The sequence below is a fragment of the Dendronalium phyllosphericum CENA369 genome, assembly GCF_016056275.1.
In the GTDB taxonomy this organism is placed as follows: domain Bacteria; phylum Cyanobacteriota; class Cyanobacteriia; order Cyanobacteriales; family Nostocaceae; genus Dendronalium; species Dendronalium phyllosphericum.
Genome location: NZ_JAECZA010000230.1, coordinates 1 through 12,568, shown reverse-complemented (window position 1 = coordinate 12,568; position 12,568 = coordinate 1). Strand labels below are relative to the sequence as shown.

The 12,568-nt window shown below is 42.8% G+C and carries 10 protein-coding genes; 5 read left to right on the top strand and 5 right to left on the bottom strand.

Translation table 11 applies throughout. The annotated features are described in order from the left end of the window. Positions 1-41: 41 nt before the first annotated feature. Positions 42-1,733, top strand: coding sequence for an L-aspartate oxidase (gene nadB, locus I8752_RS26060; RefSeq protein ID WP_214435133.1), 1,692 nt, complete (start codon positions 42-44; stop codon positions 1,731-1,733). A gap of 100 nt (positions 1,734-1,833) precedes the next feature. On the opposite strand, the gene I8752_RS26055 is transcribed toward nadB, so the two are convergent. The 4 genes from I8752_RS26055 to btpA form a co-directional block, all read right to left on the bottom strand. Beyond that, positions 1,834-2,010 (bottom strand): hypothetical protein, encoded by a 177-nt coding sequence (locus tag I8752_RS26055; RefSeq protein WP_225895914.1) that lies wholly within the window; start codon positions 2,008-2,010, stop codon positions 1,834-1,836. 859 nt (positions 2,011-2,869) lie between these two features. Then, entirely contained in the window at positions 2,870-5,101 is a 2,232-nt protein-coding gene (locus I8752_RS26050; RefSeq protein WP_214435130.1) for a CHASE2 domain-containing protein, read from the bottom strand. Between the two features lie 616 nt (positions 5,102-5,717). Beyond that, entirely contained in the window at positions 5,718-6,698 is a 981-nt protein-coding gene (locus I8752_RS26045) for a vitamin K epoxide reductase family protein (protein ID WP_214435129.1), read from the bottom strand. 132 nt (positions 6,699-6,830) lie between these two features. Beyond that, complete coding sequence (btpA, locus tag I8752_RS26040; protein WP_214435131.1) at positions 6,831-7,679, bottom strand: photosystem I biogenesis protein BtpA; 849 nt, start codon at positions 7,677-7,679, stop codon at positions 6,831-6,833. A 724-nt stretch (positions 7,680-8,403) separates the two neighbouring features. Between btpA and rimO the strand changes: the two genes are divergently transcribed. Further along, positions 8,404-9,741, top strand: coding sequence for a 30S ribosomal protein S12 methylthiotransferase RimO (gene rimO / locus I8752_RS26035; protein WP_214435128.1), 1,338 nt, complete (start codon positions 8,404-8,406; stop codon positions 9,739-9,741). Positions 9,742-9,778: 37 nt separating this feature from the next. Continuing rightward, positions 9,779-11,311: a DEAD/DEAH box helicase gene (locus I8752_RS26030; protein ID WP_214435127.1), complete on the top strand. Its 1,533-nt coding sequence runs from the start codon at positions 9,779-9,781 to the stop codon at positions 11,309-11,311. Positions 11,312-11,427: 116 nt separating this feature from the next. On the opposite strand, the gene I8752_RS26025 is transcribed toward I8752_RS26030, so the two are convergent. Continuing rightward, the gene (locus I8752_RS26025; protein ID WP_214435126.1) at positions 11,428-11,661 is read right to left on the bottom strand and encodes a hypothetical protein; all 234 of its coding nucleotides are present in this window, start codon (positions 11,659-11,661) and stop codon (positions 11,428-11,430) included. Between the two features lie 88 nt (positions 11,662-11,749). On the opposite strand from I8752_RS26025, the gene I8752_RS26020 reads away from it, so the two are divergent. Next, positions 11,750-12,328: a Uma2 family endonuclease gene (locus I8752_RS26020; protein ID WP_214435125.1), complete on the top strand. Its 579-nt coding sequence runs from the start codon at positions 11,750-11,752 to the stop codon at positions 12,326-12,328. After that, complete coding sequence (locus I8752_RS39155) at positions 12,307-12,549, top strand: hypothetical protein (protein ID WP_214435124.1); 243 nt, start codon at positions 12,307-12,309, stop codon at positions 12,547-12,549. The genes I8752_RS26020 and I8752_RS39155 overlap by 22 nt, the downstream gene beginning before the upstream one ends. Positions 12,550-12,568: the final 19 nt, after the last annotated feature.

Sequence of the window (12,568 nt, the reverse complement as noted above, 5' to 3'; positions counted from 1 at the left end):
CCTACCTCCTTAGCCTCCCCTACTCCCCTTCCCCCATAACCTTGCCTCAAACAGATATTCCTAGCCAATTTGATGTTTTAGTAGTCGGTGCTGGTGCTGCTGGACTATACACGGCGTTATGTTTGCCAGAAGACTTACAAGTTGGCTTGATAACTAAAGAAACTGTCTCTTTGTCTGCCAGCGATTGGGCGCAAGGTGGCATTGCGGCGGCTGTCGCCCCAGAAGATTCTCCTTCACTGCACATTGAAGATACGATGCAGGCAGGAGCGGGCTTGTGCGATCGCTCGGCTGTAGAATTTCTTGCCGAACAAGCCCCTAGCTGCATTCAATCATTGGTTAACTTGGGAGTTGCTTTTGACCGCCATGGCAACGTTTTAGCTTTAACTTTGGAAGCAGCTCATTCTCGCCATCGTGTTCTCCACGCCGCTGACACTACAGGTAGAGAAGTTACTACCACTCTCACGGCCCAAGTATTGCGCCGCCAGAATATTCAAGTTATCCAGCAAGCTTTAGCATTGAGCCTGTGGCTAGAACCCCAAACTGGGAAATGCCAAGGAATTAGCTTGTTTTATCGAGGTGAAATCAGTTGGATCAAAGCTGGTGCTGTGGTGCTAGCAACTGGTGGCGGAGGTCAGGTATTTGCCCAAACTACTAATCCGGCTGTAAGTACAGGTGATGGAGTAGCGATCGCTGCGCGTGCTGGGGCTATCCTTCGCGATTTGGAATTTGTGCAATTTCACCCCACTGCTCTCACCAAACTCGGTGCAGATCGCTTTTTAATTAGTGAAGCTGTACGCGGTGAAGGGGCACATCTTGTCGATGACGAAGGGCGGCGTTTTGCTTTTGATTACCACCCTGCTGGCGAACTAGCACCCAGAGATGTAGTCAGTAGAGCGATTTTTAGCCATCTGCAACGTACTGCGGCCGATCCCGCAACTGCTCATGTATGGCTAGATATGCGTCCCATACCCGTAGACCAAATTCGTCACCGCTTTCCCAATATCATCAAAGTTTGTCAACGTTGGGGTATTGATGTCTTTAACGAACCAATTCCAGTAGCCCCCGCCGCTCATTACTGGATGGGTGGTATTGTTGCCAATCTGGAGAATCGCACGAATATTCCCGGTTTGTATGCAGTGGGAGAAACAGCTAGTACAGGAGTACATGGAGCAAATCGACTTGCGAGTAATTCTTTACTGGAATGTATTGTATTTGGAGCGCAGATGGCTCATGTGAAGGATGAAGTTAGAAGGATGAAGCAAGAAGTACAAGCATCTGAATTTATCCTTAATCCTTTAACCTTTAGCCTTCCTGATGCTGAGTGGCAAAGCCAGCAAGCACAGTTAGAGGCAATCAGGGAGAAGTTACCGCGCTTAGTATGGCAAAGTGCTGGTATTTGTCGGGAACAATCGCGTTTAGAATTAGCGATCGCTACTGTTGAATCTTGGCAGCAAGATTTTGCAACTTTGCCTTTAAGTCAATTTCTGCTTTCTTTACGTCCAAACGAACCAGTGAAGTTCGACATCCCAGACTGTGATAGGCAATTGCGACTTTGGGCAGAAACGCGAAATTTACTAGATGTAGCTTATTTAATTCTTAAAAGTGCTGCTTTTAGAACCGAAAGTCGAGGCGGACATTATCGGCTAGATTATCCTCAGCCAGACCCTGCTTGGCAAGTCCACACGCTCGTACAACAAAGCCAATGGTGGAAATCTGAGGTTTTAAACAAGTAGGGTTATTTATAGCTTGTGCTTAGTATCTAGGCTGTCTTGAAAGTGCTGAGTCATCAGTTGTTAACACTTTCCCTTACTTCCTACTGCGATTCGTATGATATTAGCGAGTGCCACTACCATGCTGACTATCAGGGCCACCAAAATTTGGTGGAACGTATATATCTTTTGCACTTTGAGAATTAACACTGGAAGTAGTCAAGCGATCGCTGCTAGTCATGCCTAAGATATCAGCTTTCAAAGTGCCAAAAGAGCTTGGATTGTTGGCAATTTTTGGCATGATTGTGTAAATGCTTATACAAAATATCACAGCACTAGTGATTCTTAAGTTCGTTCCCATAAGTTCCCATAAGTTTTTGTGTATTACTTGCATCTGACTTTCATCCAGTGTTTTGTTATCTACAGTCGATATATTTATTTTTTCCAAAAAATTAAATATTAATAAAATTTTGAGCGTGAATAGATAGCTTCTTAGCGAAAAAGTAGTCGAGAGAATCTGATGTCTGTGCTAGCCGCTTATACCTTAAACAAGACTAGATTCTTAAGAAATATAACTAAAAAGCGACTTTTGGCATCAGTCTCAGGTTAGAGGTATTTACTCACTCTTGTGACAGATGTTCATCGGACTTTTACTAAGAGTCTTAACAACACTATCAAGTTTTAACAAAGTTTTTATTTTTTTGCGTGTATGTACTACCTTTGTCTGTTGATGTGTTTTGACAAGTTAACTGGGTTCGCCTATGATGAAAAATTTGCTTGAAAGTACGATTAGTGAACTTACGGCGGTAAAATTACCATTTTTTTAATATTTAATTAATAATTAAGATACAAAATTTAACAATACATTTTTATTTACTTAATTTTATATAAATATACATATTTTGTATTTTCTAGCCAGAACTTGGCTAAACGCTAGTTGTTTAGTACATAGATACCATAATTAAATATTATGATTAGCGATGATGAGATTGAAAATTAAAAATATAGCTGTAATATCCTTTAGGACAGTTGCGATCGCTCGAAGGTTTAGAGCAACTGGGTTTTTACTCAGCACCCAGCACTTTGCTATAAACGCAGCGCGATAATTCTTTCGTTTTACCCTTACCTAATCTCCAATTTTTTGAATACCAGCGTAGGTGTCAAGCAAACTCATAGCGGTTTTTACCGAGGTGTTTAGCACGATACATAGCCGTATCTGCTTGTTTAATTAATGCCTCAGTGTTTTGTCCGTTAAGAGGGTAAATACTTATACCTATGCTAGCAGAAACTTTTGTAGTGTATTCATCTAGAACAATTGGCTCAGTGATGCATCCTAAGATTTTTTCAGCAACTTTAGCGGCTACTCGTGCGTTAGGAATTGCTCGTAAAATCACGGTAAATTCATCACCACCCAAACGAGAAACAGTATCGCTACCGCGTAAAGAGTTACTGAGTCGTTGAGCAATAGCCACTAATAGGCGATCGCCGATTTCGTGTCCGAGGGTATCATTGATTTGCTTAAAGCCATCTAGATCGATAAACAGCAGTCCTAGCGATAAATTATTGTTTTGTGCCCAATCTAAAGATTCGTAAAGTTGTTCTGCGAAGAATTTGCGGTTAGATAAACCTGTCAGAGGGTCGTGATAAGCCAAATAACGCAACTGATCTTCTTTGCGTTTCAATTCATTGTTAGAGCGGGATAACTCAGCAGCAGTGCGCCTGAGTTTTTCCTCTTTCTCCTTGCGCTCAGTAATATCACGGATGACCCCAACTAAAAAGAAATTACCAGCAGCGTCTTTATGAAGCGATCGCTTAGTGGCAATTAAATGAATCTTGCCGTTAGCATCAGTAAACTCTTCTTCGTTCTCTCTAGGTTGCTGAGTCAGAAAAACCAGCTCATCCTGTCGTCGAAATACATCTGCTTCGTGTTTAGGGAAGAAGTCATAATCTGACTTTTCAATTAACACAGTATCAGAATAACCAATGAATCGACAATAAGCTTCATTTAAAACAATCCATTGATGCTGTTCGTTTTTGACAAAAATAGGATCGGCAATTGTATTAATTACTTGCTGTAAAAATTCTTTGGAGCGTTTTAACTCTTCTTGGATATGAGCAATGTGAAAGATTGCCCAAATAGCAGATATACCAAAGGTAAGCAGTGAAGGAATGCTTGGTATCCACCAACCTAACAAAAAAGCCACATATGCACTCAATATCAATATCAAGCAAGAAAACAAAATACTAAGGATGCTATAAATTGGGCGTTGTATTCGCCATGTGATTACAGCTCCTAAATAAGACCAAGTAAAAATCCATAAGTATTCCCCTAGTTCAGACCATGTCTTTAATAAAGGTCGATTTTCTAAGGCAGCTGAGATTAACTCACTGATAAAATAGGCTTGCAGTTCAATGCCAGCAATCGGCTTTGCCGTGCCCATAATCCTACTAGATTGGGGAATAAATACAAAGTCTTGGAGACTGGGGGCTGTGGAACCAATGAGTACAATGCGATCGCGTATCCAGCTGGTTGGTACTTTGTTATTTAGTACATCGCTCATAGTTACCTGCCGATAACCACAGCGTTTTTGAGAACCACTACCCTCACAGCCTAGTTTGGGAAAGTTGGAGAGAATTTGGTAGCCCTTATCATCAGCACCCACATAAGCACCATCATTTGCTTGAAAGCGAGTAAATACTGCTTTACCCAACTGCAAATATTCCGGATTGTCAGATGCTTTTTGGGGAATAATTTCCTTTGACTTTAAATACAATAAAGCCAGTTTTAAGGCAAAACTTTCGTGTACCTGTTTACCAACATGCCAGTACAATAAGCTACGGCGTACTTTGCCATCAGGATCGTATAACACATTATTGAAACCCACTTGCTTTAGATTTAGCCCTAGTGGAGGTGAAACACCAAAATTTTTCTGTTTCTGATTTTGACTTGCTAACAATTGAATACCAATCAAATTCGGTGTTGATTTATAGGTATCAAGCAGTTCTTTATGACTAAATCCTGTCAAATCATTACTGGGTACTAGCAAATCTCGGTAGATATCTAAGCCAATAGCTTGAGGTTTGTGAACGTTTATTTTTTGTAATAATTTCGCTATTTGGCTATCTGGAATTGGCCAGGAACCTACTTGACGCAAAGAAGCTTCATCAATCGCAACAATTGTAATGCGATCGTCTGGCTGTTCGGTTGGACGTAGGCGGAAAAATTGATCTAGAACTGCCAACTCTAAAGATTGCAGTAATCCTACAGAGCGTATGAACAAAATGCAGACTGCAACACTAGAGGCAGTAATCAATTCTCTGTATCCTCTACCAAGCGGTTGCTTAAGTCCCAACCTTAACTTCACCAAACGCTTGCCTAGCTGCTTACTCATTCCCATTACCTATTGGGGAGAAATAGTCTTTATTTCTTTCTTATTGCTAACGACTACTGAGCAAATATAGCTCAAGCAAGAACTCAACTGGTTTTTTCAGAATCTTTTCCATTGAGTCCACTTCCTCTAGAAAATTTTGATCGGTGATTCTTACCGACTTCTTATTTGACCACAGAGAAACTAAAATCTTCATACCTACTAAGACGATTTCAGAAAAAATATTTTTAACAAAAGTATATTTTTAGTAACTCTCAGTTAACAAATCTCCTCTTTCAGTGCATGTATACTTGTCTGGCGTAAATTTTTTACATGTTGTAAAAATGACATACTAAATTCTATAAATAGATCTAGTTGCCGTTGTGCTGGAGATAAATTTTAGACTGATAACAATAGTAGAAATAGTCTTTAAGTATAAATTTCAAAGATTATACGTATTTTTACTTAATTTTTTTTCTACTTTACTTGTAAATTATAGTCGCAGGCAAATCAAAAATTTGTAATTAGTGGGTAGAACAAAAGTATTGCAGAAAATAAAAAAGTCAACTGGAATAATGCTGCATTCAACCAGTTGACTTTTCGATCCAAGAGTAAGTTATGAAAAACAGACTTGAAGAAATTACTTGAAATACTTAAAGCTTGTGGAACCTGTATAACCAGAAATTTTCGCCAGTTCCGCTAGGTTTTGTACTCCGCTATAGCTTTGACCATTGATAATCCAGGTAGGAAAGCTTTGTATGTTAGCTGCTTTACACAAATCTGGTTTACCTTTTGGACTATCGCCAGCGCATTCTACCTTAACACTTTCGATGATTTGATAAGCTTCCTTACCAAAAAGTAACTTTTGTTCGTGGCAGTGAGGACACCAATAAGCAACGTATTCTTTAGCGCCGATCTTGACAAGATGGCGTGCTAACTCAATTTCTGCTTGGCCTGATGTAGTAGTGATTTCCCAACCAAACTCCGGATTAGGATTTGTCTGAGGAACAAAGGAAATTTCCTCTGGTTTTCCTGAAGTTCCAGGTGTCACACCTGATTGATTCACGCCAGAATATATACCTAAAGTACCAATCAGCGTCACCATCCCCACAATAATGGCAGTAAAAAAGATTTGTCCGACATCTTCCCATTCACGTCCTACGATTGTCAGCACTAAAAGACTTAGGGAGAACAAAGCCGAACCAATACAGTAGGGACATAAGGCTTTAAGTTGGAATACCAGCAAGTACATCAAGTAGCCGCTGAAAACAGACATAGCGATCGCCCCCACCAACAGCAACCACCACGTCCAATTTTCTAGTTGTTTGTTGGTATTGTTTGCGCCCGATTTTAAAACCAAAGGAGCCAAGGCAAATATCACCATACCGGTGTATGCCAAAAATCCAAATAAAGCTAATGGTTGACCTAAAACTATTGCCCAAGGACTGGAAAGCACATCATTACAGCCTTTGACACCAGCCTGTGCCACACAAGCTGCACTGCCTCCTGTTAACTTTTCTATAGCAAGATAACCTGTTGTGAGGGCACCAAGTCCAGCGATCGCGGCAATCAATGGACGCGACCATTTATGAATCCAAGGAGTAGAACGGCGGCGAATCATAGGATTGGGGATTGGGGAGTAGGGATTTGGGATTTGGGATTGGGGATTAGGGATTTGGGATTAGGAGAATCTATTAAATATATCTCTTTCCCTGTACCCAGTACCCAGTCCCCAGTCCCCAATCCCCAGTCCCTAAGAATGTAACTTAACTTGTTGTACTGATTTGCTGTCACTTTTAGAGTTCCAACTTCGACGTGCAGCTTCCACAAATTGACTGACGCGAATCGGGTCGATTGGTTGCTCGATCCGACCTTGGCGTTTCAAAGAACTGGAAACAATTACCCCGTCTGCTGCCTGCATCAGTGTAGCAATATTCTCCCAATCGGCTCCACTACCGATAAATACAGGAGTGCCGTTTGCTGCACCACAAGCTAGTTCTAAATCTTCTAAGTTAGGGGGGCTACCTGTAGCCCAGCCAGACAAAATTACTGCGTCTGCCAAACCCCTTTCGATTGTATCTTTCACGGCAACTGTGAGATTTGGCGAACTCAAAGGACGAGCGTGCTTTACCAACACATCGGCCATAATTTTCACGTTAGAGCCTAATTCTCGTCGATAACGAAGTAATTGATGGGCTTCTCCTTCAATTAAACCCTGATCGGTTGCCATTACTCCTGTCAGGACATTGACGCGGATAAATTGTGCCTGGACGCAGTTGGCGATCGCCATTGCACTTTTAGCATCGTTCCGCAAAACATTTAAGCCTATGGGCAATGTCACCAAATTCTGTATCCTTTGCACCACTACAGTCATGGCACTCACAACTGCTGGATCGACTTGATTTTTCGTAAACGGCGCGTCAAAAAAATTTTCCACAATGATGCCATCAACGCCGCCACTTGCTAGGGCTGTTGCCTCTTGTTCGGCACGATCGATTACCGCTTTTAAGCTACCCCCCCAGCGGGGTGAGGTGGGCAGTGGCAGTAGGTGAACCACGCCAATAATCGGCGATCGGGTTTTAAATAGCTGATATAAGTCCACGTCTTTAAATATGCTTTGCAAAGTTCAGAGCCTAAAATCTAGAGTCCAAAAATTTTTCGACTGTTGACCCCTTGGGAATTCGCCAGTCGTTTATGGGGAGCCATTGCTTTAGCTCGCTCTTGACTCTTGACTTCTTAACTAGCTGGTGAAATGCGTTTTATACTGGTCGTTTTACTGCCTCTGCCCTAGGATGGAATTTGGCGTAAAACGTCTCATAAGATATGTTAAGATAAAACCTGGCTACAAGAGGAGTTTGCCACTCACAAGACGCGAGGCAGCTTCCCGTGGTTTAGGCATCTCGCCGCGCATAGTCGCAGGCCCAGCCCAAGCTTTAGGGTAGCATTACTGCTTTACTAGGCGTAGTCGCAAGCGCGATTTCCCTGAGGGTAGCGACTTCTCACAACAAGCCCTTTGGGCGGCTTCCCGACGGGTAAATTAGCAACCCACACGCTCTTGGTAGTGTAAAATACCAAGAGGCGATTTGTTAAAAAACATTACAAGTGTCAAATGTACCCAAAGACACTTAATATTACCCTGGGAAACAGACTAATAGTAGAAATATCATAACATGACCTCAAATCGTCAAGGTCACAGTTCTGCATACAGTTGTTGGGAGAGGAAAAATTCTCCCGATCGCCATAATCACAAGGGTGTTATTTACAAAGTGCGATGACTTTGGTCTTTTTATTTGACTGCAAGAAAAAACCGGAAAATTTTTCAAAATATGGGTGGAAAGCCAACAATTGCAATTTCTCACTTGGGCTGTGAGAAAAATCGAATTGATACAGAACATATGCTGGGACTGCTCGTAGAAGCAGGCTACGATGTAGATACAAATGAAGAGTTAGCAGATTACGTTATCGTTAATACATGTAGTTTTATTGAAGCTGCAAGAGAAGAATCTGTCAGAACTTTGGTAGAACTGGCAGAAACCAACAAAAAAATCGTAATTACTGGCTGTATGGCCCAGCACTTTCAGGCACAATTATTGGAGGAATTGCCTGAAGCTGTGGCTGTAGTCGGAACAGGTGATTATCACAAAATTGTCAATGTAATTGAGCGTGTAGAACAGGGAGAGCGGGTCAAACAGGTTAGTGTAGAACCAACCTACATTGCTGATGAAACCACTCCGCGCTACCGCACTACCACTGAAGGCGTGGCCTACCTACGAATTGCCGAAGGTTGTGATTACCGTTGTGCATTTTGCATAATTCCCTACCTGCGAGGCAAGCAGCGATCGCGTACTATTGAATCTATAGTTACTGAAGCAAAGCAACTGGCAACTCAAGGCGTACAGGAAATTATTCTGATTTCCCAAATCACCACTAATTACGGTTTGGATATTTACGGTAAACCAAAGCTAGCCGAATTACTTTACGCCTTGGGCAAAGTAGACATACCTTGGATCAGAATGCACTACGCTTATCCCACCGGGCTAACCCCGGATGTGATAACGGCAATCCAAGAAACACCGAACGTTTTACCTTATCTGGATTTGCCATTACAGCATTCTCATCCCGATATTCTCCGAGCTATGAATCGTCCTTGGCAAGGACGCGTGAATAATCAAATTATCGAGCGCATCAAAACAGCACTACCAACAGCGGTACTGCGGACAACATTTATAGTTGGCTTCCCCGGAGAAACCGAAGAACACTTCGATAGTTTATTAGAGTTTGTCCAGCAACATGAATTTGACCATGTAGGTGTATTTACATTTTCACCAGAAGAAGGAACCCCTGCTTACCAGCTACCCAATCGGTTGCCTCAAGAAGTGATGGATGAACGGCGGCATCGAGTTATGGAACTCCAGCAGCCCATATCGTGGCGCAAAAATCAACGGGAAGTAGGCAAGACAGTTGATGTCCTGATTGAGCAGGAAAATCCTGAAAGTGGGAAATTGATTGGTCGTTCGGCTAGATTTTCGCCAGAAGTCGATGGTCAAGTGTATATCGAAGGTGAAGCAACGCTAGGAACCATCGTGCCAGTAACGATTCACAGTGCCGATACATACGACCTCTACGGTCAAGTTGTCAAGAGTTACGCTCCAGTTTCGGTATAAGAGTTCAAAAGCAAAAAAACTAAATCTAGGAGATTTGATGAACTTTTCGTTTCAAGAATTAGGCATTTCCCAAGAACGTGTCGAGCTATTAGAAAAAATTGGCTTTTCCACACCTACTAATATTCAGGTACAAGCCATTCCTCAACTGCTAGCAGGTCGGGATGTAGTCGGTCAATCCCAAACGGGAACCGGTAAAACCGCAGCATTTTCGCTGCCGATTTTAGAGCGGCTAGACGTACAAGAAAGAGCAGTACAAGCCCTGGTTTTAACACCAACCCGCGAGTTAGCAATTCAAGTTCACGATGCCATCGCCCAATTCATGGGTAATGACGGATTGCGAGTATTGGCAATCTACGGTGGTCAATCAATCGATCGCCAAATTTTACAACTCAGACGTGGTGTCCATATGGTTGTGGGTACTCCAGGACGAGTTATTGACTTGCTAGAACGGGGCTGTCTGAAACTCGATCGAGTTAAGTGGTTCGTGTTGGATGAAGCCGATGAAATGTTGAGTATGGGCTTTATCGACGATGTAGAGAAAATTCTCTCTCAAGCACCTCAAGAGCGGCAAACAGCTTTATTCTCAGCGACAATGCCACCATCGATTCGCATGTTGGTGAACAAATTTTTGCGATCGCCGGTGACTGTCACCGTTGAGCAACCAAAAGCTGCTCCTAATAAAATCAATCAAGTAGCTTATCTCATCCCCCGTCACTGGACAAAAGCCAAAGCTTTACAGCCAATTCTGGAAATGGAAGATCCAGAAACCGCTTTAATCTTTGTGCGTACCAGACGTACAGCCGCAGAACTCACCAGTCAACTGCAAGCTGCTGGACACAGTGTAGATGAATACCACGGCGACTTGTCACAGCAAGCGCGGGAACGTTTATTGAGCAGATTCCGCAATCGTCAGGTACGCTGGGTGGTAGCCACCGATATTGCTGCACGGGGATTGGATGTCGATCAGTTATCTCATGTGATCAACTACGACTTACCTGATAGTGTCGAAACTTACGTCCATCGCATTGGTCGTACTGGTCGAGCTGGTAAAGAAGGTACGGCGATTTCTTTGGTACAGCCATTTGAGCGGCGCAAGCAGCAGATATTTGAACGTCATAATCGCCAAAATTGGCAATTGCTATCGATACCCACACGCGCACAAATTGAAGCAAGGCACATCACGAAGTTACAAGAACAAGTTGGAGAAGCCCTAACAGGCGAACGTCTAGCTTCATTCTTACCGATTGTCAGCGAACTAATTGAAAAATACGATGCTCAAGCGATCGCAGCAGCCGCATTGCAAATCGCTTACGATCAAACTCGTCCCGCTTGGTTGCAATCAGATGTAGAGATTCCCCAAGAGGAAGCTCCTGTTCCCAAACCCAAAATCAACAAGCGTCGTGATTCTGGTGAGAGAAGCCGTTCTAGTTGGGTTAAATCAGACAGCAGCGTTGGCGAAGATGAAGGACGTGGAACTCCCAAGCCCAAACTGCGGACAAGCCGTCGTGAATCTGTTTCACCTGTTAATCATAAGTTGGGTTCGCCTACAGCTAAAGAGTCTGCTTCGTAAAGTGAGTGCTGAGTAACCGAAGTTTGCCCGGAGGGAGACCCTCCTTGCAACTTCTCGCTGAGTATTATTCTTTCTACTCAGAACTCATAACTCAATTACTTAACTTTAATAAGCAGCTAATACCATTTTGGATTTTGCGAAAAGTTGAGCCAGTGCGTTGGACGGGTTTCCCGGCTTGTAGACGCGCTCCGCGCGGCTTCTCGCAGAGTAGCAACTGGCGTTGCGTGGGCGGATTTCCCTACTTGAGGAGGCAGTGCGTTGCGGAGGTTCCCTCCGTTGTAGCAACTGCCGTCAAACTTTTCAAGACAGATTTTGGATTGTAAAAAAGTAATTGATAAGCTTTTGGTCATTCCATATCTCGCAATCATTTTCCAAATTGGTATAATTTTTTTTATCAGCTTGTAGGAACATGGATACAGATGCATTCCCCGTGGTCTTATGTTCACCATTACAGACTTAGAGCAGCTACAAGCAGAGCATCCCGAATGGCAAATGGAACTAGTAGATGGGAATATACTTCTTATGGACCCATCTGATTTTGTTTCTGAAGAAATCGGTGCTGAATTAATTAGATTACTCGGTAATTGGGTACGCCCGCGAAAATTAGGACGAGTGACTGGTTCTAGTGCCGGTTTTATTTTGCCTACATTAGAAATTGAAAACGGCAAGGAAGCTGATAGCGAAAAAAGAAATCTTCGCGCTCCTGATGTGTCTTTTGTTCGTGCTGATAGACTAAAAAAAAGCCAGCGCGATTTTGTAGAGCTAGTGCCCGACTTGATGGTAGAAATTAAATCTAAGTCAGACCGCATCAAACCACTAGTAGAAAAAATTCAGCTATTTCTAGAACTTGGGTGTGCAGTTGGTATTTTGATCGATCCTGACAAATTGACGCTAACAGTTTACCGACTTAACCAAGAACCAATAGTTTTACAAGATAACGATAAATTGACATTACCAGAATTACTCCCAGGCTGGTTGGGTCGATGGGGGCTATTATGCCCCGCACCTCCCATTTAAATCTGGGCGTGCGAGTTTCCCCGCACCCAGCTTCCGATGTTCTTACCTTGCGGTTTTGCTCATGTGCAGGAAAATATGGCAACTTTGGTGGATTGCCATTAGATTTTCTTTTTCCCAGTTGGTATGGTTCCCGTCATTGTGATGTAGATGAACGAGTTCATCTGACAGGAATTTCAGCCCACAGGCTGCACAGGTATGGTTCTGTCGTTTTAAGACTCTAGAGGTTTCGATGCCATAGAG

Coding starts and splice junctions, on each gene's coding strand:
- I8752_RS26055 (WP_225895914.1), bottom strand. CDS start 2,010: ATGCCAAAAATTGCCAACAATCCAAGCTCTTTTGGCACTTTGAAAGCT.
- I8752_RS26050 (WP_214435130.1), bottom strand. CDS start 5,101: ATGAGTAAGCAGCTAGGCAAGCGTTTGGTGAAGTTAAGGTTGGGACTT.
- I8752_RS26045 (WP_214435129.1), bottom strand. CDS start 6,698: ATGATTCGCCGCCGTTCTACTCCTTGGATTCATAAATGGTCGCGTCCA.
- rimO (WP_214435128.1), top strand. CDS start 8,404: ATGGGTGGAAAGCCAACAATTGCAATTTCTCACTTGGGCTGTGAGAAA.
- I8752_RS26030 (WP_214435127.1), top strand. CDS start 9,779: ATGAACTTTTCGTTTCAAGAATTAGGCATTTCCCAAGAACGTGTCGAG.
- I8752_RS26025 (WP_214435126.1), bottom strand. CDS start 11,661: ATGACCAAAAGCTTATCAATTACTTTTTTACAATCCAAAATCTGTCTT.
- I8752_RS26020 (WP_214435125.1), top strand. CDS start 11,750: ATGTTCACCATTACAGACTTAGAGCAGCTACAAGCAGAGCATCCCGAA.
- I8752_RS39155 (WP_214435124.1), top strand. CDS start 12,307: ATGCCCCGCACCTCCCATTTAAATCTGGGCGTGCGAGTTTCCCCGCAC.